At 57.2% G+C, this 20,352-nt stretch carries 25 protein-coding genes; 13 read left to right on the top strand and 12 right to left on the bottom strand.

The window, feature by feature from the left end:
- The first annotated feature begins 16 nt into the window (after positions 1-16).
- The 10 genes from fliJ (at position 17) to MFLA_RS10035 (ending at position 7,365) form a co-directional block, all read left to right on the top strand.
- Positions 17-469: a flagellar export protein FliJ gene (fliJ, locus tag MFLA_RS10080; RefSeq protein WP_011480195.1), complete on the top strand. Its 453-nt coding sequence runs from the start codon at positions 17-19 to the stop codon at positions 467-469.
- A 12-nt stretch (positions 470-481) separates the two neighbouring features.
- Entirely contained in the window at positions 482-1,603 is a 1,122-nt protein-coding gene (locus MFLA_RS14145; protein WP_011480194.1) for a flagellar hook-length control protein FliK, read from the top strand.
- A 197-nt stretch (positions 1,604-1,800) separates the two neighbouring features.
- Positions 1,801-2,307 carry a flagellar basal body-associated protein FliL gene (fliL, locus tag MFLA_RS10070; protein WP_011480193.1) on the top strand — a complete coding sequence of 169 codons (507 nt, stop codon included), beginning with the start codon at positions 1,801-1,803 and terminating at the stop codon, positions 2,305-2,307.
- 21 nt (positions 2,308-2,328) lie between these two features.
- Positions 2,329-3,336 carry a flagellar motor switch protein FliM gene (gene fliM, locus MFLA_RS10065; protein WP_011480192.1) on the top strand — a complete coding sequence of 336 codons (1,008 nt, stop codon included), beginning with the start codon at positions 2,329-2,331 and terminating at the stop codon, positions 3,334-3,336.
- Positions 3,326-3,754, top strand: a complete 429-nt coding sequence (gene fliN / locus MFLA_RS10060) for a flagellar motor switch protein FliN (protein ID WP_011480191.1) — start codon at positions 3,326-3,328, stop codon at positions 3,752-3,754. The genes fliM and fliN overlap by 11 nt, the downstream gene beginning before the upstream one ends.
- A 14-nt stretch (positions 3,755-3,768) precedes the next feature.
- Complete coding sequence (gene fliO, locus MFLA_RS10055; protein WP_011480190.1) at positions 3,769-4,197, top strand: flagellar biosynthetic protein FliO; 429 nt, start codon at positions 3,769-3,771, stop codon at positions 4,195-4,197.
- Positions 4,198-4,203: 6 nt separating this feature from the next.
- Complete coding sequence (gene fliP, locus MFLA_RS10050) at positions 4,204-4,956, top strand: flagellar type III secretion system pore protein FliP (RefSeq protein ID WP_011480189.1); 753 nt, start codon at positions 4,204-4,206, stop codon at positions 4,954-4,956.
- Positions 4,957-4,976: 20 nt separating this feature from the next.
- Complete coding sequence (gene fliQ, locus MFLA_RS10045; protein ID WP_011480188.1) at positions 4,977-5,246, top strand: flagellar biosynthesis protein FliQ; 270 nt, start codon at positions 4,977-4,979, stop codon at positions 5,244-5,246.
- A 10-nt stretch (positions 5,247-5,256) separates the two neighbouring features.
- Positions 5,257-6,057, top strand: coding sequence for a flagellar biosynthetic protein FliR (gene fliR, locus MFLA_RS10040; RefSeq protein WP_011480187.1), 801 nt, complete (start codon positions 5,257-5,259; stop codon positions 6,055-6,057).
- A gap of 90 nt (positions 6,058-6,147) precedes the next feature.
- Positions 6,148-7,365: an EAL and HDOD domain-containing protein gene (locus tag MFLA_RS10035; protein WP_048811680.1), complete on the top strand. Its 1,218-nt coding sequence runs from the start codon at positions 6,148-6,150 to the stop codon at positions 7,363-7,365.
- A 90-nt stretch (positions 7,366-7,455) separates the two neighbouring features.
- Here MFLA_RS10035 and flgL read toward each other — a convergent pair whose 3' ends face one another.
- The 11 genes from flgL to flgB all read right to left on the bottom strand — a co-directional run bounded on the left by flgL (position 7,456) and on the right by flgB (position 17,609).
- Positions 7,456-8,370, bottom strand: a complete 915-nt coding sequence (gene flgL / locus MFLA_RS10030) for a flagellar hook-associated protein FlgL (protein WP_011480185.1) — start codon at positions 8,368-8,370, stop codon at positions 7,456-7,458.
- Between the two features lie 21 nt (positions 8,371-8,391).
- Entirely contained in the window at positions 8,392-10,329 is a 1,938-nt protein-coding gene (gene flgK / locus MFLA_RS10025; RefSeq protein ID WP_011480184.1) for a flagellar hook-associated protein FlgK, read from the bottom strand.
- Between the two features lie 55 nt (positions 10,330-10,384).
- On the bottom strand, positions 10,385-11,257 hold the full coding sequence (flgJ, locus tag MFLA_RS10020) for a flagellar assembly peptidoglycan hydrolase FlgJ (RefSeq protein ID WP_011480183.1): 873 nt from the start codon (positions 11,255-11,257) through the stop codon (positions 10,385-10,387).
- 11 nt (positions 11,258-11,268) lie between these two features.
- Positions 11,269-12,375 carry a flagellar basal body P-ring protein FlgI gene (locus tag MFLA_RS10015; RefSeq protein ID WP_011480182.1) on the bottom strand — a complete coding sequence of 369 codons (1,107 nt, stop codon included), beginning with the start codon at positions 12,373-12,375 and terminating at the stop codon, positions 11,269-11,271.
- 10 nt (positions 12,376-12,385) lie between these two features.
- The gene (locus MFLA_RS10010; RefSeq protein ID WP_011480181.1) at positions 12,386-13,054 is read right to left on the bottom strand and encodes a flagellar basal body L-ring protein FlgH; all 669 of its coding nucleotides are present in this window, start codon (positions 13,052-13,054) and stop codon (positions 12,386-12,388) included.
- A gap of 34 nt (positions 13,055-13,088) precedes the next feature.
- Positions 13,089-13,874 (bottom strand): flagellar basal-body rod protein FlgG, encoded by a 786-nt coding sequence (flgG, locus tag MFLA_RS10005; protein WP_011480180.1) that lies wholly within the window; start codon positions 13,872-13,874, stop codon positions 13,089-13,091.
- Between the two features lie 74 nt (positions 13,875-13,948).
- On the bottom strand, positions 13,949-14,689 hold the full coding sequence (gene flgF, locus MFLA_RS10000) for a flagellar basal-body rod protein FlgF (RefSeq protein ID WP_011480179.1): 741 nt from the start codon (positions 14,687-14,689) through the stop codon (positions 13,949-13,951).
- 100 nt (positions 14,690-14,789) lie between these two features.
- Positions 14,790-16,022 carry a flagellar hook protein FlgE gene (gene flgE, locus MFLA_RS09995; protein ID WP_011480178.1) on the bottom strand — a complete coding sequence of 411 codons (1,233 nt, stop codon included), beginning with the start codon at positions 16,020-16,022 and terminating at the stop codon, positions 14,790-14,792.
- A gap of 34 nt (positions 16,023-16,056) precedes the next feature.
- On the bottom strand, positions 16,057-16,743 hold the full coding sequence (locus MFLA_RS09990; protein ID WP_011480177.1) for a flagellar hook assembly protein FlgD: 687 nt from the start codon (positions 16,741-16,743) through the stop codon (positions 16,057-16,059).
- Positions 16,744-16,772: 29 nt separating this feature from the next.
- Positions 16,773-17,180, bottom strand: coding sequence for a flagellar basal body rod protein FlgC (gene flgC, locus MFLA_RS09985; RefSeq protein WP_011480176.1), 408 nt, complete (start codon positions 17,178-17,180; stop codon positions 16,773-16,775).
- Between the two features lie 33 nt (positions 17,181-17,213).
- Positions 17,214-17,609: a flagellar basal body rod protein FlgB gene (gene flgB, locus MFLA_RS09980; RefSeq protein WP_011480175.1), complete on the bottom strand. Its 396-nt coding sequence runs from the start codon at positions 17,607-17,609 to the stop codon at positions 17,214-17,216.
- Positions 17,610-17,841: 232 nt separating this feature from the next.
- Between flgB and flgA the strand changes: the two genes are divergently transcribed.
- From flgA to MFLA_RS09965, 3 genes are all read left to right on the top strand, one after another.
- Positions 17,842-18,549 (top strand): flagellar basal body P-ring formation chaperone FlgA, encoded by a 708-nt coding sequence (flgA, locus tag MFLA_RS09975; RefSeq protein ID WP_011480174.1) that lies wholly within the window; start codon positions 17,842-17,844, stop codon positions 18,547-18,549.
- A gap of 158 nt (positions 18,550-18,707) precedes the next feature.
- Complete coding sequence (gene flgM, locus MFLA_RS09970; protein WP_011480173.1) at positions 18,708-19,010, top strand: flagellar biosynthesis anti-sigma factor FlgM; 303 nt, start codon at positions 18,708-18,710, stop codon at positions 19,008-19,010.
- Between the two features lie 29 nt (positions 19,011-19,039).
- On the top strand, positions 19,040-19,489 hold the full coding sequence (locus tag MFLA_RS09965; RefSeq protein ID WP_011480172.1) for a flagella synthesis protein FlgN: 450 nt from the start codon (positions 19,040-19,042) through the stop codon (positions 19,487-19,489).
- Positions 19,490-19,540: 51 nt separating this feature from the next.
- On the opposite strand, the gene motD is transcribed toward MFLA_RS09965, so the two are convergent.
- On the bottom strand, positions 19,541-20,344 hold the full coding sequence (gene motD, locus MFLA_RS09960) for a flagellar motor protein MotD (RefSeq protein ID WP_011480171.1): 804 nt from the start codon (positions 20,342-20,344) through the stop codon (positions 19,541-19,543).
- Positions 20,345-20,352: the final 8 nt, after the last annotated feature.

The following is a 20,352-nucleotide window of genomic DNA, read 5'->3' as shown; positions in this document are numbered from 1 at the left end:
TCAAGGGGAAAATGGCATGCCTACCCATAAAAAGGTGGTATTGACGACATTGCAGGACTTGGCGGGGAAGGCGGTGGATGTCGCTGTCAATCGGCTGGGCGAGGCCAGCCGGCAATTGGCGGAAGCGGAAAACAGCCTGAACCTGTTGCTGCAATACCGTGCCGATTATGTCAGCCAACGGGATCATGCCATGGCGAATGGCATGACGGCGGAAATTTACCAGAACTACCAGAGCTTTCTCGGCAAGCTGTCGCAGGCTATCACCAGCCAGACTGAGAATGTCGAGCGTTTGCGCCAAGTGCACCATCTGCGCAAGCAGGAGTGGCAGGAATGCCAGAAGAAGAAAATGTCCTACGACGTCTTGATCGACCGTGCCGACAAGCGTGAAAACGCCATCGAGCTCAAGCGGGACCAGAAAATGATGGATGAACATGCCATGCGTGTGAGCCGTAACCAAACAAGGCAATGAGCAGGAGCGACCATGCAGAATATTCCCATGCCCAACCAGGCTGCCATTCTCACGAATACCGCAGCAAGCGCTGCTGCCGCCAAGACGGCAAAGCAGGCGAATGCTACCCATGATGGACCGGCTTTCAAGGATGTACTTGCCAAGCAGGTGCAAACCGAAGCCAGGCAGGGAGGAGGTCCAGAGCAAGCATTGCAGCGTCAACGTCTGCAATTGCAGCTCAGGCTGGGCGATGAGAGACAGCAGGGCGTCAGTCCAGAAACCCTTGGACTGATTGCGCCTGAGCTCAATGCTGAGCAAGGATTCTCCCCTGAAACTGGGTTGTCGGCCATGACTGAAGATCAAGTATTGCTGGGAGAAGAGGCCGAATTGGCGATTGCTGAGCAATTACCTGTATCTGCTGATGTAGAGTCGGCCTTGGCCGTGGTCAGTGCCGATGTGCAGCGCCGCCCCGCAGTGGAGTCGCAAGAGGCGGACAGTCTCGATGTGAAGCGGGAGCCTGTAGCATGGATTGGTGGGGGTCAGCTGGATGAGCCGGAGCCCGAGTGGGACAAGGCTGAACTGCCGGCAGCAGCGGCTGCATCAGTCAAGCCTGCATCGGGCGGTGACAACTCGCTGTTTGCTGATGCGCTGGAGCAGGGACAGCAAGTTCAGCCAGCTGTGACGACATCTTCGCCGCAGGTGCAGCAAACACAACAGGTGACGGCGGCGATGGATGTGCGCAGCAGCCAGGTGCCTGTCCCCTTTGGGCATCCCGGCTGGAACCAGGCGATTGGACAAAAAGTGGTATGGATGGTAGCCGGCGGAGAACAGACCGCCTCACTGACATTGAATCCACCGGATCTCGGACCATTGCAGGTGGTGATCCATGTGCACAACAACCAGGCGGATGCCACCTTTCTCTCGGAACAGGCGGATGTACGCAGGGCGCTTGAGGATGGCATGGACAACTTGCGCCAGATGATGAGCGAATCCGGATTGCAGCTGGGGCAAGCCAATGTGCGGTCGGGGCAACATGAAGCACAACAGCAGGCAGCTGGCATGTCCGGCGGTGATGTGGCAAGTCACGGCGATGACACCAGCGAGGTCCTAACCAAGGCCGCGAAGGTGATGGGCCTGGTAGACACGTTTGCCTGACGAGTGTTGACCATGTGCTTCCCGACGCAATGGCGGCAATGTCAGGAAGTGCTCCTCCACTGATTATCTCAGCCCCTGCTCATCATGGCGGCGATTCATGGATTTGGCGTACTTTCCTCCTTCTGTTTCCCGCATACTATTTTGGCGATTCTTTCATAATGTTTCCCAACAGATAGCAAAACGGCGAAGGATGCAACATGGCACAGCAGGCGGCAAAACAAGGGGCGGCGAAGGATACTCAGCAAAAGGGATCAAAGAAGGGCTTGATCCTGGCCTTGATTGGGGGCTTGCTGGTGGCAGTACTCGGTGCCGGTGGCGCCTATTGGTATCTCAAGCAACATGACGGCAATCAGCAGGATAAGCCTAGGGAGGAAAAGGTCGTCGCCAAGGAGCCGGTGTTCGTCACCCTGGATACATTCACCGTCAATCTGCAGCCGGATCCGGACGATCAGTATCTGCAGGTAGACCTGACGGTGCAGGTGGAAGACCAGGCGCAGGCGGATATCATCAAGAAGCACATGCCCAGTGTACGCAACCGTATCCTGATCCTATTGAGCAGCAAGAAATCTTCCGAGCTGCTGAACATTGACGGCAAAAAGGCCCTGGCCAGCGAAATCATTGCCCAGCTTTCCGAGCCGTTCTCCCCAGGCGCCAAGCCCCAGGCGGTGAGCGATGTGTTCTTCACTTCATTTGTGATCCAGTAGCCAATCCTGGCCCAGACGACCATGGCGGATAATTTTCTCTCACAGGAAGAAGTCGATGCTCTGCTCAGGGGGGTGACCAATGAGCAGGAGGATGATACGCCTGCCCTTGACCCGGCCGGGGTGCGCGAATACAACCTGGCGACCCAGGAGCGTATTGTCCGCGGGCGTATGCCGACATTGGAAATCATCAATGAGCGGTTTGCCCGTTTGCTGCGTATTGGGCTGTTCAATTTCCTGCGCCGTACCACGGAGGTATCGGTCGGGCCGGTGAAGATTTCAAAATATAGCGAGTTCATTCGTAACCTGGTGGTGCCGACCAACCTCAACCTGGTACAGATGAAGCCGCTGCGGGGTACGGCGCTGATGGTGTTTGACCCGACGCTGGTCTTCTTGATCGTGGATAACCTCTTCGGTGGCGACGGGCGATTTCATACGCGCGTCGAAGGCAGGGACTTCACACAGACCGAACAGCGCATCATCCAGCGGGTGCTGGCGATCGTGTTCGAGACCTATGCCAAATCCTGGGAACCGGTATATAAGCTGGAGTTCGAATATATACGTTCCGAAATGAACACGCAGTTTGCCAATATCGCGACTCCCAATGAAGTTGTAGTGTCCACCACCTTCAATATCGAACTGGGTTCCGCCAGCGGCGAGATCCATTTCTGTTTTCCCTATTCGATGATCGAGCCTATCCGCGATCTGCTGACCTCACCACTCCAGGGCGAGGCGCTGGGTGTGGACAAGCGTTGGGTGCGTCTCATGACGCAGCAGATACAGAGTGCGGAAGTGATGCTCATCGCTGACCTTGCAAAGGCGGAAATGACGCTGGGGGATATCCTCAACATGAAGGTGGGCGACGTGATACCGCTGTCGATTTCCGAGGAAATCGAGGCCAAGGTGGACAATGTGCCTGTCATGCAGTGCAAATATGGTGTCTTCAATGGCCAATATGCATTGCGCGTAGAGAAATTGCTGCGATCGAATTCCAGCGAATATGTAAAAGGAGAGGTGCCCGATGGCGATTGATCCCAATGATGAGCAATTAATGGACGACTGGGGCGCCGCCATGGCGGAGCAGAGCCAGGCGGAGCAAGCCGAGGCCTCGGCGTTGCAGGACAACAAGGCAGAGCAGGCGCCGGTGTTCACTGAGTTTTCGTCCAAGAATAAATTGCATGAGACCCAGAATGACATCGACTTCATCCTGGATATTCCCGTACAGCTCACTGTGGAGCTGGGCCGCACCAAGATTGCCATCAAGAATCTGCTGCAGCTGGCCCAGGGATCTGTGGTCGAGCTGGATGGCCTGGCTGGAGAGCCGATGGATGTGTTGGTGAACGGGTGCCTGATTGCCCAGGGTGAAGTCGTGGTGGTGAATGACAAGTTCGGCATCCGCCTGACCGACATCATCACCCCGGCCGAGCGTATCCGTAAAATCAACAAGTAACAGAGCCGGTTCTCATGAAGCATACACTACATTCGGCCCTGTATCGGCTGGCCCTGGCAGGTGGGATGCTCCAACCCGCATTGGCTGGCGCTGCCGGCGATGAGGTGTCTGCCACGGGCAGTCTGCTGCGCATGGTATTGGGCCTGGCATTGGTACTGGGCGTGATGGTGACGATTGCCTGGCTGATGAAGCGGATGACGCCGGGGCTCAAGCAGCAATCCGTGGCGCGCATTGTCGGCGGTGTCAGCGTTGGCAGCCGCGAGCGGGTGGTGGTGGTCGCGGTCGCTGGTCGTTGGCTGGTGCTGGGCGTTGCGCCCGGCCAGGTCACCAGCCTGGCTGACCTGGAACCAGGAGAGGAAATCCCACTGACACCCTCGGCAGCCGAGCCGGTGCCAACCCCATTTTCCTCCTGGCTGAACAAGTCTCTGCAAAGAAAGCCCTGAATCGCCATGCATCCACGTTGTTTCACTGCTTTATTCCCCCTGGCCTTGCTCTGCTTGCCATTGCTGGGGCATGCGGCAGAGCCTGGCGGCCTGGGACTGATCAATAGCCAGCCCGCACCGGGCGGGGGACAGAATTACTCGCTGAGCATCCAGACGCTGATCCTGCTCACCTCCCTGACTTTCCTGCCCGCCGCCTTGCTCATGATGACCGGGTTTACCCGCATCATCATTGTGCTCTCATTGCTGCGCCAGGCGCTGGGTACACAGTCCTCCCCGCCCAACCAGGTGCTGGTGGGATTGGCGCTGTTCCTGACCTTCTTTGTCATGGGGCCGGTGTTCGAACGCATCTACACCGAGGCCTACCAGCCGTTCGACGAAGAACGCATCACCATGCAGGAGGCCATGGTCCGTGGCTCCATTCCGCTCAAGGAGTTCATGCTAAAGCAGACGCGCGAATCCGACCTGGCCTTGTTTTTCAAGATGTCGCGCGCGGATGCCGTCGCTACCCCGGAAGAGGTGCCATTGCGTGTGTTGGTCCCGGCTTTCGTGACCAGTGAGTTGAAGACGGCTTTCCAGATCGGGTTTGCGATCTTCATTCCTTTTCTCATCATCGATATGGTGGTGGCAAGCATCCTGATGTCGATGGGGATGATGATGGTGTCGCCGGCGATCGTAGCGTTGCCGTTCAAGCTGATGCTGTTCGTGCTGGTGGATGGCTGGCAATTGCTGCTGGGTTCGCTCGCGCAGAGTTTCTATTGAGAGTGTAAGAGGGTGAGCATATGAGTCCCGAACACGTCATGACCATGGGGCGCCAGGCGGCGGAGATATTGCTGATGGTGGCAGGGCCCATGTTGCTGGTGGTGTTGGCCATCGGCTTGCTGGTCAGTATTTTCCAGGCTGCAACGCAGATCAACGAAGCCACCCTGACATTCATTCCCAAGCTGCTGGGCGTATTTGCCACTTTGCTGATTGCCGGGCCCTGGATGTTGTCAGTATTCACCGATTACCTCAGGGCGGTATTCACGAGTATTCCTGTGCTGGCGGGGTGAATGAGTCCGCATGGTGACGGTGCCTGAAGAGTTCCTGCAGGTGTGGGTGGCAACCCTGATGTGGCCACTCACCCGCATACTCGCCTTTATTGCGGTGGCGCCGCTCTTCAACCATCGCGCGCTGCCCAACAACGTCAAGCTGGGGCTCGGCCTGGTATTGACTGTGGCTGTGATGCCGTCGATTCCAGATATTCCCCCGGTGTCGGTGTTTTCCATGAACGGCTTGCTGATCCTTTGCCAGCAGGTCATCATTGGTGCGGCAATGGGATTCAGCCTGCGCATCATTTTTTCGGCGGTAGAGCTGGCAGGACATACCGCAGGGATGACCATGGGATTGGGGTTTGCCATGTTCTATGATCCACAGACGCAGGGACAGAGCACTTCGATCGGACAGTTTCTGGTGGTGCTGTCCATGCTGCTTTTCCTGAGTATCGATGGACACCTGGTGGTCATTTCCACGTTGGCCGAGAGTTTTTCCAGCTTCCCTGTCACGGCGGAACCGAATTTTGGCCTGGATCCCTATAAAATCGCCTTGTGGGGGGGCAAGATATTCAGCGCCGGACTGTTGATGTCGTTGCCCATCATCGCGGCGTTGCTGCTTGCAAACCTGGCGCTGGGCGTGCTGACGAGGGCTGCGCCGCAGCTCAATCTGTTCGGGATCGGTTTCCCGATTACAATATCGCTGGGTTTCCTCTTGCTGATGCTGGCACTGCCTTACATGATGCAGCCTGTACAACGGTTGATGCACGAGAGCATGAGCTTCATGCAGACACTGGCATATTCTGTCGTCGATGTGCCGCGGGGAGAGTAAAAGGGTCACATGAACTTGATGGCGACGTTGTATCAAGTTTTGTTGTTGTTGACCGCTTAAACAAGAATGTTATCTGGAAAGTATGTTTGCATGACACAAGATCAAGCCTATATCGGTCGTCAACCCATCATGAACCCGTTGCAGGAAATCGTGGCTTACGAGCTGTTCTTCCGGCATAGCGCCGAGGCGACGAGTGCGATATATGAGAACAGCCTTCAGGCTTGCAACCGTGTGCTGGTCAATACCCTCAACGACATGGGTACGCAGTGGCTGCTGGGCGACAAGCTGGCGTTTCTCAATATCAGTGAAGAAATGCTGCACAGCGAGCTTCTGGAATTATTGCCGCCTGCAAAGACGGTGCTGGAGCTGGAAGCGCTGGTGGCACCAAGCCCTGAGGTACTGGAGCGCTGCCGCTTCCTGCGTCGGCGCGGCTACCGGATTGCGCTCAAGGACAAGGGGGCTTCATTGGTCGGGTCTGCGCTGATCGATGATGCCGACTATGTCAAGATCGATATCCTGGCCTACACCATGGACGAAGTGGCGCGGCGTTTCCTGGAATACCAGATACTCGGCGTCACGGTGGTGGCAGAAAAGGTCGAGCATCATCACCACTACGAGGCGTGCCGCCAGATCGGCTTCCACCTGATCCAGGGGTTTTATTTCGCCCATACCGAGACCTTCACGGCCAAGGTGATCAACCCGGCCTTTGCCGTCGTGCTGGATTTGTTGAACATGATCAGCCGCGATGCCGACCTGCGCGATATCGAGAACGGCTTCAAGCGCGATGCGGCATTGTCGTTCAAATTGCTGCGCTATATCAATTCCGTGGGGTTTGGCTTGTCCTGCGAAATACAATCCCTGCGCCATGCGCTCACGATCATCGGCACCAAGCAGCTGTATCGCTGGCTAACCTTGTTGATGGTGACCGCCGGGGAAAATGCCGCAGCGCCGGCACTCATGAAAACCTCGATCACCCGGGGCCGCCTGACCGAACTCCTGGGCGATGGTTATTTCGACAAGACCGGGCGCGACAACCTGTTTGTGACAGGCGTGTTCTCCATGCTGGACCTGATGCTGGAAATGCCGATGGAACGGGTGCTGGAAAAGATAGACTTGCCTGAAGCGATTCAGGATGCCTTGCTGCATCGGCAGGGTATTTACGGGCCATTTCTGCAGCTGGCCGAGGCCTGCGAGAGCCAGGACAGCAGCCGCATCATTGCGTTGGCGGATAGTCTGCAGCTTGACCCGAACAAGGTCAATGATGCCCATGTCGCAGCTCTGGCCTGGGTGGAGGCGCTGGGGGTATAGGTGCCTGGCAGGGCAGAAAAATAAAAAGCCGGAGCATGCATCCGGCTTTTTATTTGCGCGTTATCGCGGCCACTTCATCGAAGTAGTGGCCTAAATCAGATTGAACAGGGATAGGCTGGTCGTGGCAACGAAAGCTTTCTGAGCGGCCTCGAGCACCGTCTGCTGCTTGGCCAGGTCTGACAAGGCCTTGGCATAATCTAGATCCTGCAGTTCCGATAGCGATTTGGCATATTGCAGGTCACGGCTGCTGCCATCGCTGTTGAGTGCCTCAATTTCCTTGAGGGCGGAGCCATTGCGGGCGCGTACGGTAAGTACATTGTCCAGCGTTCCTTGCAAGGCATCGCTGGCGGCTGCCAGGCCATCCTGCAGCGCCTGGGCGTCTGCGGGGCTGGTGACGGGCGTCTGCAGCAAGTCGGTGATGGTGGCCAATGCGGCAAATACATCATTGCCATTCGCCTGGAATACGCTGGGGCCGTTTTCCGCCACCGGTAATTGGCGATTGGCGGAAACCTGCAGTTGGCGGACCTGGTTGTCGCCGTTGTAGGTCGCACCCCCGGCATTGAGGGTGTAGGGCGCAGTGTCGGTACTGTAGCCGGCATAGAGATAGTTGCCGCTGCCATCCTGTGCGTTTGCCAGGGCAACCAGCGCCTCGAGGTCGTTTTGCAGGTCAATGGCGATATAGCTGCGCTGGACGTCGTCGTAGGAAGCGTTGCCTGCCTCGGCAAGCCTGGCTTTTGCTGCAATCAGCAGATCGGTCACGCCTTGCAGGTTGCCTTCGATTGCGTTCATGCTGTTTTCGGCAAACATGCGGTTGCGCTCGAACTGGGTATTGACGCGCTGCGAGTTCTGCAATTCCAGCGAGCGAGCAGCGCCTACGGGATCATCCGCGGGCGTCAGGATGCGTTTTTTGCTCGAAATCTGCTGCATCAGGCGGTCTTGATCGACCTGCAGCTGGGAGAGCCTGCTCAGGCCATTCTGGTATAGGGTGTTGGTGCTGATACGCATGGCACGTTCCTCGTTTATCTTTTATCTGATCGACAGCACTGTTTCAAACAGTGTGCTGGCAATCTGCATGACTTTGCCTGCGGCCTGGTAGGCTTGCTGGTAACGGATCAGGTTGACCGCCTCTTCATCCAGGTTGACTCCCGATTCGCCTTGCTGGGCGGTGATCGATTGTGCCAGTAGCGTATTTTCCGCTGCGCCCGTGACCTGGAGTTCCCGGGTGCGATTGCCCACGTAACTGACCAGTTGGTTGAAGGTACCCTGATAAGAGGCAGTGCCGCCGAGCATGGTCTTGGTATTTTGCAGTGCAGCCAGTTGCAGCGCGTTGCGATTATCACCCGCCGCGTTGGATGTCGTGGCTGCGATAGTGAACTGGTCGCCATCTGCGGGGGCGCCGCTCAGGCTGAAGCTGATGCCTGCCACGCTGATGGCGGCCCCGGCACTGTAGGGGATGGTGCTGCCTGCTGGGTAGGTCGTGGTTGTGCCAGCGCTGGTGGTGACGGTGATGGGTTCGCCGGCGGGAAACCCACCCAGGCTGCCACTGTTGTAGCTCAGGGTAAAGGGGCTTGCCAGGGGGGAGCTGGCATAGCTAGCGCTTACCCTGGCTCCGCTGATCACACCGCTGCCTGTATTGCTGCCGGCTGCGGTCGTCGTGATCGTGGGCGCGCCGGCTGCAATGTCCTCGATCTGCTTGACGGCGACGGAGAGATCGGCCGCCGCATTGGCAGTCGGCCTGATCATGAATTGATCGCCTGCACTCATCGAGCCGCCTGCCAGTGAGAAGCTGACGCCGTCTACGGTCTGCGGCAGGCTGCTGAAGGTTTGCACCGTGTTGTCGCTGAGGCGGGTGATGCTGTAGTTGGACCCATCATAACGCAGGCGGTAGTCGCTTGCCGTCAGCAGGCTGGCATCGACAATGCTGCTCGCAAGATCAGCGCTGCCGGTATTGTGGCTGCTGGCATTTACCTGCGGTGAGGGGATGTTGAAGAAATTACCCCCTTGCACATCGCCATTGGTGAGCCCCTGCTGATGCTGGATGTTGAATGACTGCGCCAGCGCGACGGCAATCTGCCCCAATGTATTCTGAGCTTTGTCCAGGGATTCACGGCGATACTCGATCAGGCCGCCAATGACGCCGCCCTGTAGACTCTGCTCTGCCAGAATGGAGGTGGTCGCGCCGGCCTGGTAGGCGACTTCCAGCCTGCCCGGGTTGGTGGGCGAGTCTACCGTCGTCAGCGAGTACGATTTCAAGCCATTGACCAGTGGAATGCCATTGCCGATGGAGACATTGTAGCGGTTGCCATCTTGCACGATGACGGTGCCCTTGATCTCCTTGTTCAGCGCAAGCACCAATTGGTCGCGCTGATCCAGCAGGTCATTGGGTGGCTGGCCGGTGCTGGTCGTTGCCACATCGATGACTTCGTTGAGCCGCGCGATTTCCTTGGCATAGTGGTTGACGGTGTTGACGCTGGCGTTGAGTTGCGCATTGACTGAGCCCTGCATTTCCAGCAGCCGGCTTCCCAGGCCGTTGAAGCGGCTTGACAGGGCTTCTGCGGTAGACAGCATGGCCTGGCGCGATGCCGGGTCGTTGGGAGCAGAGGACAGGTCGTTGATCGAGGCGAAGAAATCCTGTATGGCGGGAGACAGGCCTGCTTCTGCATCGGCCAGCATGTTGTTGATATGGTTGATGTTGGAAAGCTGGGTGTTGATGCCGCTGGCAATCGATTGGCTATTGCTGATCTGGCGCGAAAGCAGCTCGTTGTAAACACGCTTGACCGTGTCGACCTGTGTCCCGTTGCCTAGGTAGCCGAAGCCCCAGGCTTGGGCCTGTCCGGCAGACTGCACAATCACCTGGCGCGAATAGCCTTCGGTATTCGCATTGGCAATATTGTGGCCTGTGGTGCTGATGCCTACCTGGGCTGCATTAAGTGCAGTTTTTCCGATGTTGAATATATTGGACATGGGGCGTATCGATCAAGGTGGCCTAAGTGGGTGAACGGCATAAAATTGGGAAACTTTAAGCGGCCGAGATGTTCTCGATCACCCGCCGCAGCTTGCTGGCATACTGGGGATCGGTGGCATAGCCTGCTTCTTGCATCGCCTGGGCATAGCTAGCGGCGCTGCCGGTGTTTTCCATGACATTTCCATACCGCGGGTTGTTGCGCATCATATTGGCAAAATCACGGAAGGAGTCTGCATAGGAGTCGTAGGCGCGGAATGTCTCGATGCGCTTTTGCGGCATGCCGTTGATATATTCGGTAGTGAGCGCTTCTACCGTCTTGCCTTTCCAGCTCGGGCCGGCCTTGATGCCAAACAGGTTGTGGCTTGCAGTACCGTCGGTACCGGTGATCTGTCGCTTGCCCCATCCTGTTTCCAGCGCTGCCTGGCCCAGCATCAGGTGGGCGGGGATACCGCTGTCTTGGCTGGCGGCTTCCGCATGCCGGCGCATCTGCTGCACGAATTCATGTGCATTTGTTGGCAGAGGCTGGCTGGTATTGCCTGCTGCCAGGCCCGGATTCAAGGGCGGGTGTTCCGGTGAGCCGGCAAGGGAGTCCAATGCTTCCGGCGGTACGCTGGTCAGGCGGCCTTGCAACTGGCGGGCCAGCATATCCGCAAGCCCGGTGCCACGTGCGGCCATCTGCTGGCTGAGCTGTTGGTCGAGCATGGACAGGAAGGTGCGGCTTTGTTCACTGTCGAACATGCTTTCCTTGGGGGTGGCGTCACGCATGCTTTTCAGCATCATGTTGATCATCAAGGCCTCGAACTGTACCGCCGCTGCCTTGATCGATTCCGGGCTATTGTCGCGTGCAGCGTACTTCAGGTTATTCAGGCTGTTGGCATCGGCTGCAATCTTGCCATTGATGTCGGTATTGAGCGCGTAAGAAGCCATGGTGTGTGCTCCTATATGATTTCCAGGTCGGCGCGCAGCGATCCTGCAGCCTTCATGGCCTGCAGGATGGCCACCAGGTCTTGCGGCGTAGCGCCGATGGCATTCAGGGCCTTCACTACATCGGCAAGCGAAGTGCCTTTATCCAGCTTGATGACCTGGCCAGGTTCCTTGTTGATTTCCACTTGGGAAACCTGGGTAGCGACCGTCTGCCCGCCGGAAAATGGGCCGGGCTGGCTGATGGCGGGCGCGGTGTTGATGACGACGGAGAGGTTGCCATGAGAGATGGCGCAGTCATCCAGCGTCACAGCCTGGTTCATGACCACGGAGCCGGTACGGGCATTGAGGATCACCTTGGCTGGCCCCTGGGAAGGTTTCACGTCCAGGTTTTCCAGGTTGCCGATGAAGGCAATCCTGTTGATATCCATTGGCGGCTGCACCTGGATCACGCGCCCGTCGAGTGGCGTGGCGGTGCCATTGCCGAAGCGCTTGTTGATGGCGTCGACCACCATGCTGGCGGTGGAGAAATCGGCCTCCTTGAGCTCCAGTCTGATGGTGCTGGTTTCAGTCAGCTGGCTAGGCACGGCGCGCTCCACGATGGCGCCTGCTGAAATGCGCCCCGCGCCAAGGTGGTTGATCTGCGTGCTGGTGCCGCTGGCGCCAGCCCCCGCGCCGCCAATGACGAGGTTGCCCTGCGCCATGGCATATACCTGGTTGTCGGCACCCTTGAGCGGTGTCATGAGCAGGGTGCCGCCGCGCAGGCTGCGCGCGTTACCCATGGATGACACCGTGACGTCCATGGGCTGACCGGGCTGGGCGAAGGGCGGCAGGTTGCCGGTCACCATGACGGCGGCCACGTTGCGCAATTGCAGGTTGGTGCCGCTGGGCAGGTTGATACCCATTTGTTGCATCATGCTGACGATGCTTTGCACCGTAAACGGGGTTTGTGTGGTCTGGTCGCCTGTGCCGTCCAGCCCGACGACCAGGCCATAGCCTATCAACTGGTTGGAACGCACGCCCTGAATGGTGGTGAGGTCCTTGATGCGCTCTGCATCGGCTGGAAGGGCGAGTATTAGCGCAGCGAGTGCGGAGATCAGGGCGAGAGGGCGTGTGAGTGTCATGATGTCAACTTTACAAAGGCGCGAAGCTCAGGAAGAAGCGGGTAAGGATGGACATCACCTGGGCTGTGTCAAGATTGCTGTTGGTACGGTATTCAATGCGGGCATCAGCAACCCGGCTGGAAGGGACGCTGTTGCCCGCAGCGACATACATCGGGTCCACTACGCCTGAAAAGCGCACGAATTCCGTGCCACGGTCGAATGCTACCTGCTTCTCGCCGCTGACGACCAGGTGACCATTGGGCAAGACTTCCGTCACAGTGGCACTGATGGTGCCAGTAAATACGTTGCGGGAGTTGGAGGCGGCAGCATCGTCATAAGCGTTATCCGAGGCGGCGTTGAAGCTGGCCTTGGGCACATTGTGGCCAAACAGTCCGGTAATGCCGGCGTTGACGGCTCCAGACTTGCTGGCAGAGTTGGAGCCGGACTTGGTGGCTGAGGTGTTCTCGGTGATATTGATGACGATGGTGTCACCCACCAGGCGTGCGCGCTTGTCTTCAAGCAGCGGCCGGTAGGTGGCTGGACTGTAGATGCCGCCGCTGTTGTAGACTGCCTGGCTGGGAGCCGCCGGGCGCGCGGTGTTGGGGACCTGGGTGATGGTCTTGGGCGTGACGGCACAGCCGCTGCCGAGCAGCAGCAGGCCCAAGATAAGCCAGGTTCTTGGATAGAGAAACGTTTGCATATGTTGTCCTTTGCCGCCGACGATTTTGCCAGGCTTATAGTTGCGACAAGCGCTGCAGCATTTGATCGGAAGTGGAAATCGCCTTGCTGTTGATTTCATAGGCGCGCTGCGTCTGGATCATGCTGACCAGCTCTTCCGCGACGTTGACATTGGAAGTTTCCAGATACTGGTGCACCAGCAAGCCGGTGCCATTGAGCCCAGGCTGGTTGATATTGGCGGGTCCCGAGGCGGCTGTCTCGATATACAGGTTCTCACCACGCGACTGCAACCCGGCGGGGTTGATGAACGTCGCCAGTTGGAAGGTGCCGATCTGCACGGCATTGTTGGGATTGTCCGGCAACACCACCGATACCGTGCCGTCGCGTCCTACGGTCAGGCTCAGTGCATTGGGTGGCACGATGATGGCAGGCTGCACAGTAAAGCCGCTGGCGGTCACCAGCTGGCCCTGGTTGTCAAGCTGGAAGGCGCCGTCGCGGGTGTAGGCCGTGGAGCCGTCTGGCAGAAGCACCTGGAAGAATCCCTCACCGCTGATGGCAACATCCTTGTTGTTACCGGTTTGCTGCAGGTTGCCCTGAATATGGATGCGTTCGGTCGCCACGGGACGCACGCCAGTCCCCAGTTGCAGGCCCGAAGGCAACTGGGTTTGCTGGGAGGATTGTGCACCGGGCTGGCGGATGTTCTGGTAGAGCAGATCCTCGAATACGGCGCGGGTTTTCTTGAAGCCGTTGGTGCTGACGTTGGCCAGGTTGTTGGCAATCACGTCCATTTGCATCTGTTGGGCGTCAAGGCCAGTTTTGGCGATCCATAGCGAGCGTATCATGGTCTGCTCCTTTGCAATGGCAGCCTGGGGCTGCCGGGATTCTTGAATGTAAGCCTATGCTACTCCAGCATTGCTCAACTTAAACTGAAGATCTGACCTGCTTTTGTGGCGTTATTCTCCGCATTCTGGATCAGCTTGGTTTGCAGGTCGAACTGGCGTGCCTGGGAAATCATGTTGACCATTTCCTCCACCACGTTCACATTGCTGCCTTCCAGCGCGCCACTCACAATGGTGACGTTTGCGCTTGCTGGCACCGGCTCGCGGTTTCTTGTCTCGAACAGGCCGTCAGGACCACGCACCAGGTTGTCATCGCCTGGGTTGACCAATTTGAGCCGGCCTATCATGTTCGTGAATAGAGGAACGACATTGGTAGCCACTGCCGATACCATGCCATCGTTGGCGAAAGCCACCTTGGCTTCGAGCGGGATCGTAATGGGACCGTTGTCGCCGAGTACCATCATGCCGTCCTGGGTCTGCAGGACGCCATTCTCGTTCAACTTGAAATTGCCGTTGCGGGTGTAGGCCTCGGTGCCGTCTGGTCTTTGCACGGCAAACCAGCCTTGGTCACGGATGGCGAGGTCGAGCTCTCGTCCGGTCGTATTAATGACGCCGCTGTTGAAGTTGGTGCCCACTGTGGCATCGACAACGAATGCCCGCGTGGGCAGGCCGTCGCTCAATACCGGAACCGCACGGAAACTGTCTATCTGGGCACGAAAGCCGGTGGTCGTGGCGTTTGCCAGATTGTTGGCCGTGGTCGATTGCTGCTCCATGATGTGCTTCAGGCCAGTCATGGCGGTATAGATCAGGCGGTCCATGGTGGTTCCTTTCTTTTATTCAATCGCGACTCACAACACGCTTCTGACATGGTTGTATCTGTAGCTGAGTATTGTGAGCCGCCTCTCATGCTTCATCGCATTAACGCAGGTTGACCAGCGTCTGCATGATCTGGTCTTCCGTCTTGATGGTTTGCGCATTGGCCTGGTAGACGCGCTGCGCAGTGATCATGTTGACCAGCTCTGCGGTCAGGTCGACGTTGGAGTCTTCCAGGCGGTAGGATTGCAGGACGCCCAGCCCGCCGGAGTTGGCAACGCCGACGATGGGCGGGCCGGACTCGGAGGTTTCAGCCCATTGATTGTCCCCCAGTGGCTGCAATCCGTTGAGGTTACGAAAGTTGGCGAGTGCAACCTGACCAAGCACGGAGCTTCTGCCGTTGGAGTAGCGTCCGAGGATGGAGCCGTCTGCACCAATACTGAAGCTGGAAAGGCGGCCTGCTCCATAACCATCTTGCCCGAGGTCGCTTTCATTGAAGGTATTGGCAAACTGCGTGCTGCCAGTCAAGTTCAAGGTTACCGACATGGGAGTCAGGCCTCCACTACTCAACGGGATGCTGAGTGGCGCAAGGGTAATGGCCGGGTCGATGCCAGAGCCATCAAATACCATGGTGCCAATCGGGTTGGGCATCAGCTGGCTGCCATTGGCGCTGGCCATGACAGTCCACGTCGTAGTGGCATTGGGCGCGGTGGTAATGCCGCTCTTCAGATAATAAAGCTGTACGGAATGGGAGTTTCCCAGTGAGTCGAACACTTCGATCGGGGTAGAGTGGTTATAGCTTGATGGATCGTCGATGTCGAAATTGGCCGGGTCCAGGATCTCGGCGCGGGAATCCAGGTTCAAAGGGCCTGTGATGGATGTCGTGGTGCGCGGGGGCATATCAGCGGCATCGATTCTCAGCTCAGTCAATGCGCCGGTCTGGATCTGCCCATTTGCCAGGGCATATCCGGTCAGCCGCTGGCCGGCGGCATTCTGGATGTAGCCGTCCTTGTCCAGCTGAAACTGACCATTGCGGCTGTAGGTGATGGCGCCATTGTCGCTCATGCGGAAGAACCCATTGCCATTGATGGCGACATCCAGCGGGTTCTGGGAGTTGGAGATGTTGCCCTGCGTGAACTGCTGCGTAATCGCGGCGATCTTGGTGCCGATGCCGATCTTGGAAGCGTTGCCGCCGCCCAGGGAGTTGGCATATACATCGGCAAACTCCGTGCGTGATTGCTTGAATCCCACGGTGCTGGCATTGGCAACGTTGTTGCCGATGACTTCAATGTTCTTGGATGCGGCGTTGAGTCCGCTCAAACCCTGTTGGAAAGCCATGTTGTTCTCCTGGTGGTGAAATCCTGGGTGGTGGTTAGAAAATCTGCTTGATCTGGTCTGTGGTGATCGCTGCCAAATTGCTCAGGTTGAGCTTGACCCCATCGCTGCCGGTGGACACGCTCATGACTTGCTCATAGCTCAGTGGGGTAGATGCCACGCTGCTGTTACCCGTGGTTGCGGTCGCCTCTATCGTGTAGCGGCCATCTGGCAGTTTTGTGCCGTCATCGCCATAACCATTCCACCCCAGGGAGGAAATACCCGCCGGCTGGTTGGTGACGGTGATGGTCTTCACAACATTGCCTGCGCCATTCTTGATGTTGACCGTGAGCTTATCGGCGCCAATGGGTAACTCGACACCTAAATAGGCAGCGGATTCGCCTTCGGTCTCTGCGGGGGCAAGGTAGGTACTGTTACCTTCCACCAGGACAGTGTTGCCGATCAGGCTGGAAGCCTGCAGGGCCTGTGTCGCCTGCATGCTGCTGATGAATGTGGACAGCGAGGCGTTCATTTTCTCAATGCCGGTCACGGTAGACAGCTGCGCCATCTGGCTCGTCACCTCGGCGTTGTCCATTGGGTTGAGGGGGTCCTGGTTCTTCATTTGTGCAATCAGCAGCTTCATGAATCTATCCTGGGTTTCGGAAATGGCGCTGGTATTGTTGTTGGCGCCGCTGCCATTCATGCTGGAGAGCAGAGAATCGGAGATGCCTGGCGTGCTTGTCATGGTCTTTACTCGCTTTCAGGGACTGAGGTTTATTGGCCGATGGTCAGCGTCTTGAGCAGCATGGATTTGGCTGCATTCATGGTCTCAACATTGTTCTGGTACGACCTCGAGGCCGAGATCATATTGACCATTTCTTCGGTGACATTGACATTGGGCATGGCGACATAGCCGTTTGCGTCGGCCAGGGGATGCTTGGGATCATATTTGAGTTGTGGAGGTGCCTGGTCCTCCACGATCTGCTGCACCTTGACGCCTTGTGCATCACCCTTGGCATTCACCGGCACAGCGGAAAACACGATGTGCTTGGTGCGGTAGGGCTGGCCATTGGAGCTGGTGACGCTGTCGGCGTTGGCCAGGTTGCTGGCCACGACATTCAGGCGCTGTCCCTGCGCACTCATGGCTGACCCGGAAATATTGAATACATTAAAAAGTGACATGCGTGCCTCCTTCAAGATTGAGGTCAGTTGCCATTATTGGCCCTGTATCGCAGACAATAGTTTCTTGATCTGCCCGCTGATCATGGTGGCGCTGGCTTCATAGCGCAATGCGTTGTCGGCAAACTGGGTGCGCTCCACATCCATGTCCACGGTGTTGCCGTCGACGCTGCCTTGGATAATGGAGCGGTACAGCACGCCGTTCTGGTGGCTGGCGGTGGCTGGAATATGACCAGGATGCGTTGTATCGGCTTTCAGTCCGCCAGATGCACCAGTGAGGGCCTGCTTGAATGTATCGGCAAAATTGATGTCGCGCGCCTTGTAGCCGGGCGTGTCGGCATTGGCGATATTGGCGGCCAACAGCTCCTGGCGTTGTCCGCGTACGCGCAATGCGGTTTGGTGGAAATTGAGTGCGGCGTCCAGCTTGTTCATCGTAACAACCTCCTTTGCTAACGGCGGCGGTCAAGAAATGCATGCGACTGCCGTTATTTCAGATGATTGTGAGTCTAGGACTTGTCATGCCAATCTCATTGCGTGAATAACGCGGAATTTCCCCTTTTGTTTTCCGTTTATGCGCTTGCGCGTCTCAGTAAAATGCAACTTGATCTGAATTCCCGCGCACTGTCAGTAAAGATAGCGCCAATATATAACTGAGGGGTGAGACATGAAGCGAGTATCTATCACCGGACGGATCGCAGCCTGGTTGATTGTCGGCTTGTGGGGCGCGCCGGTTGATGCCGCCTCCAGCCACCAGGACCTGACGCAGTTGCGGGTTCAGGTGGAGCAGTTCCTGCTGAGCCAGAGTACAGGCCTGCCCGGCAAGGTGTCGGTCTCCGCACTCGCCATCGACCCGCGCCTCAAGCTTGCCAGTTGCGACCAACTCCAGATGTCGCTTGCTGCCGGCAGCAGGATATGGGGACGGACCAGCGTAGGGGTTCGCTGCAGTGCACCGCAAGTCTGGACGATTTATGTACAGGCCAATGTGCAGGTCATGGCGGAATACTTGGTTGCCGCCGCGCCGCTGGCGCAAGGGCATATCATTACCGAGCAGGACCTGGCCAAGAGCCATGGCGACCTTGCCAAGCTGCCGCCGGGCGTATTTACCGATGCCAGCCAGGCAATAGGACGGGCGGTATATGTGCCGTTGAGCGCAGGCACGGTATTGCGGCAGGAGATGTTACGCGTATTGCCGGTGGTGCAACAGGGGCAGAAAGTCATACTCAACACCATGGGCGAGGGATTCAAGGTGTCAGCGGAAGGGACGGCCCTCACTAGCGCAGGAGACGGCCAGCGCGTGAAGGTGAAAGTGGGCAATGGCCGGGTGGTGAGTGGCTTGGCCCGCCGGGGCGGCCTGATCGAGGTCATTTTCTAGCAATATTGACGGCGTAATGGATATAACACGGCGACAGGCTTTGTGACTGCAGGCAAAAGGATTTAAACTTTTTCATTAAAGTTGACAAAAATGCTGCCGATAAGAGCAATATATCGGTATGCGGTTTTGCCGCGATGAAACCAGCTTAAGGAATTGCCATGAAAATCGATGACGCACTTCAGAAAGCAGTTGCGCTTAACAATGACAAGACGGAGAACAGGCCTGCTCCTCGCGCCAGCGAAAACAAGGCGCCTGTTGCCGGTGAAAGCGTCACCTTGTCTCCCCTAGCCGCGCAATTGCAATCTATTGAAGCAGCCGGGGCCAGTGAGCAAGTGTATGACGCGGACAAAGTCAACGCGATCAAATCTGCCATTTCCAGCGGCCAGTTTAGGGTTGACTCTGAAAAAGTCGCAGATGGCCTGATCAATACAGTGAAAGACCTGTTGACAGCTCAACGTTGAAGCTGCGCAGGAATAAAAGGTGACCTGACATGACCACAGCCAGCTTTGAGCATGAAATTGCATTGACCGAAAACCTGTTGGAGCTCCTGAAGCGTGAGCAGGCTAGCCTGGTCAAGGTGGATGTGGACGCCATGGAAGGTTTGCTGAATGACAAGGCTCGTGTCTTGCAGGACATCAACGCTAGTACCCAGGCCCGCTACCAGGCAATTACTGGCTTGGGATTCGGCCCTGACGAGCGCGGCCTTGCTGCCTGGATAGCAGTTCAGGATGCTGTCATACAGAAATCCTGGGGTAGGTTCCAAAGCCTGATAGATCAAGCCAAGGAGCTCAATCGCGTGAACGGGATTTTGATCAGTAAGCAGTTCCGGCGTAACCAGCAGGTACTGGATACCTTGGGCAGGCCACCTTCACTGGAGCAGTTCTACGGGCCCAATGGCCAGGCTAGTACCGGTTCAACGCGCTACAATGCCCATGCTTGAGCAGGTTACGACAGAACAGTAGAAAGCCGGGAGGTTTCCCGGCTTTTTTATTTATTGCTGATTGGCTGCGCCCTGAAGTTTTTCAGGCTTGTGGTAAAGCACCATGATAGAGACGCGACGGTTCTGCGCGCGCCCTTCCGCCGTTTGATTATCAGCGATGGGCTGTGTGTCGCTATAACCGACGGCACTGAGCCGTGCGGCATCAATGCCGTTTTCTATCATTTTGCGGACGACACTCGTGGCCCGCATCGAAGAGAGCTCCCAATTGGAAGGGAACTGGGCGTTGCTGATCGGGACATTGTCGGTGTGGCCCTCTACCTGGATGGCATATTGCTGGTCAGCCAGTATCTGTGTAATTTCACTGATAGGAGCGTCTGCCTCCGCCTTGATGGCTGCCGAGCCTGCCTGAAACAATACACCGTCGGCAATATCGATGCGTACGCCCAAGCTGGTTTTGCTGATGCTGATTTTGCCGTTGGTGGCCAAATTGCCTAGCGCGCGGTTGAGTGTGGCAATCATGGCGCTAATGCTTTCTTGTTCCTTGCGCTGCCTCTCCTTCTGCAGCCGCGATAGCGGCAGGGCATGGATCAGGCTGCTGGTGGGCGTTGTCTTCAGGACATGTCTATCCGCAGCGGGAGGAGTATCAGGCGAGGGGCTGGAGGTATTGTCGTTGGTGTTGCCGCTAAATGCGCTGCCCAGGGCAGAGGTGAGTTCCTTGTATTTCTGGTCGTTGACTGATGAGATGCCATACATGACGACGAAAAAAGCGAACAGCAGGGTAATGAAGTCTGCATAGGAGACCAGCCAACGGTCATTGTTGTCTGGCTCATCCTCAAATTTTCTTCTTCTTCCCATATCCACCC

It is taken from the genome of Methylobacillus flagellatus KT, assembly GCF_000013705.1.
Taxonomy (GTDB): domain Bacteria; phylum Pseudomonadota; class Gammaproteobacteria; order Burkholderiales; family Methylophilaceae; genus Methylobacillus; species Methylobacillus flagellatus.
The sequence above is the reverse complement of the archived record's forward strand: the minus strand, read 5'-3'. Positions and strand labels throughout refer to the sequence as shown.

Bases quoted from the DNA above. Each gene is read 5' to 3' on its own strand.
- fliJ (WP_011480195.1), top strand. From the start codon at position 17: ATGCCTACCCATAAAAAGGTGGTATTGACGACATTGCAGGACTTGGCG.
- MFLA_RS14145 (WP_011480194.1), top strand. From the start codon at position 482: ATGCAGAATATTCCCATGCCCAACCAGGCTGCCATTCTCACGAATACC.
- fliL (WP_011480193.1), top strand. From the start codon at position 1,801: ATGGCACAGCAGGCGGCAAAACAAGGGGCGGCGAAGGATACTCAGCAA.
- fliM (WP_011480192.1), top strand. From the start codon at position 2,329: ATGGCGGATAATTTTCTCTCACAGGAAGAAGTCGATGCTCTGCTCAGG.
- fliN (WP_011480191.1), top strand. From the start codon at position 3,326: ATGGCGATTGATCCCAATGATGAGCAATTAATGGACGACTGGGGCGCC.
- fliO (WP_011480190.1), top strand. From the start codon at position 3,769: ATGAAGCATACACTACATTCGGCCCTGTATCGGCTGGCCCTGGCAGGT.
- fliP (WP_011480189.1), top strand. From the start codon at position 4,204: ATGCATCCACGTTGTTTCACTGCTTTATTCCCCCTGGCCTTGCTCTGC.
- fliQ (WP_011480188.1), top strand. From the start codon at position 4,977: ATGAGTCCCGAACACGTCATGACCATGGGGCGCCAGGCGGCGGAGATA.
- fliR (WP_011480187.1), top strand. From the start codon at position 5,257: ATGGTGACGGTGCCTGAAGAGTTCCTGCAGGTGTGGGTGGCAACCCTG.
- MFLA_RS10035 (WP_048811680.1), top strand. From the start codon at position 6,148: ATGACACAAGATCAAGCCTATATCGGTCGTCAACCCATCATGAACCCG.
- flgL (WP_011480185.1), bottom strand. From the start codon at position 8,370: ATGCGTATCAGCACCAACACCCTATACCAGAATGGCCTGAGCAGGCTC.
- flgK (WP_011480184.1), bottom strand. From the start codon at position 10,329: ATGTCCAATATATTCAACATCGGAAAAACTGCACTTAATGCAGCCCAG.
- flgJ (WP_011480183.1), bottom strand. From the start codon at position 11,257: ATGGCTTCTTACGCGCTCAATACCGACATCAATGGCAAGATTGCAGCC.
- MFLA_RS10015 (WP_011480182.1), bottom strand. From the start codon at position 12,375: ATGACACTCACACGCCCTCTCGCCCTGATCTCCGCACTCGCTGCGCTA.
- MFLA_RS10010 (WP_011480181.1), bottom strand. From the start codon at position 13,054: ATGCAAACGTTTCTCTATCCAAGAACCTGGCTTATCTTGGGCCTGCTG.
- flgG (WP_011480180.1), bottom strand. From the start codon at position 13,874: ATGATACGCTCGCTATGGATCGCCAAAACTGGCCTTGACGCCCAACAG.
- flgF (WP_011480179.1), bottom strand. From the start codon at position 14,689: ATGGACCGCCTGATCTATACCGCCATGACTGGCCTGAAGCACATCATG.
- flgE (WP_011480178.1), bottom strand. From the start codon at position 16,022: ATGGCTTTCCAACAGGGTTTGAGCGGACTCAACGCCGCATCCAAGAAC.
- MFLA_RS09990 (WP_011480177.1), bottom strand. From the start codon at position 16,743: ATGACAAGCACGCCAGGCATCTCCGATTCTCTGCTCTCCAGCATGAAT.
- flgC (WP_011480176.1), bottom strand. From the start codon at position 17,180: ATGTCACTTTTTAATGTATTCAATATTTCCGGGTCAGCCATGAGTGCG.
- flgB (WP_011480175.1), bottom strand. From the start codon at position 17,609: ATGAACAAGCTGGACGCCGCACTCAATTTCCACCAAACCGCATTGCGC.
- flgA (WP_011480174.1), top strand. From the start codon at position 17,842: ATGAAGCGAGTATCTATCACCGGACGGATCGCAGCCTGGTTGATTGTC.
- flgM (WP_011480173.1), top strand. From the start codon at position 18,708: ATGAAAATCGATGACGCACTTCAGAAAGCAGTTGCGCTTAACAATGAC.
- MFLA_RS09965 (WP_011480172.1), top strand. From the start codon at position 19,040: ATGACCACAGCCAGCTTTGAGCATGAAATTGCATTGACCGAAAACCTG.
- motD (WP_011480171.1), bottom strand. From the start codon at position 20,344: ATGGGAAGAAGAAGAAAATTTGAGGATGAGCCAGACAACAATGACCGT.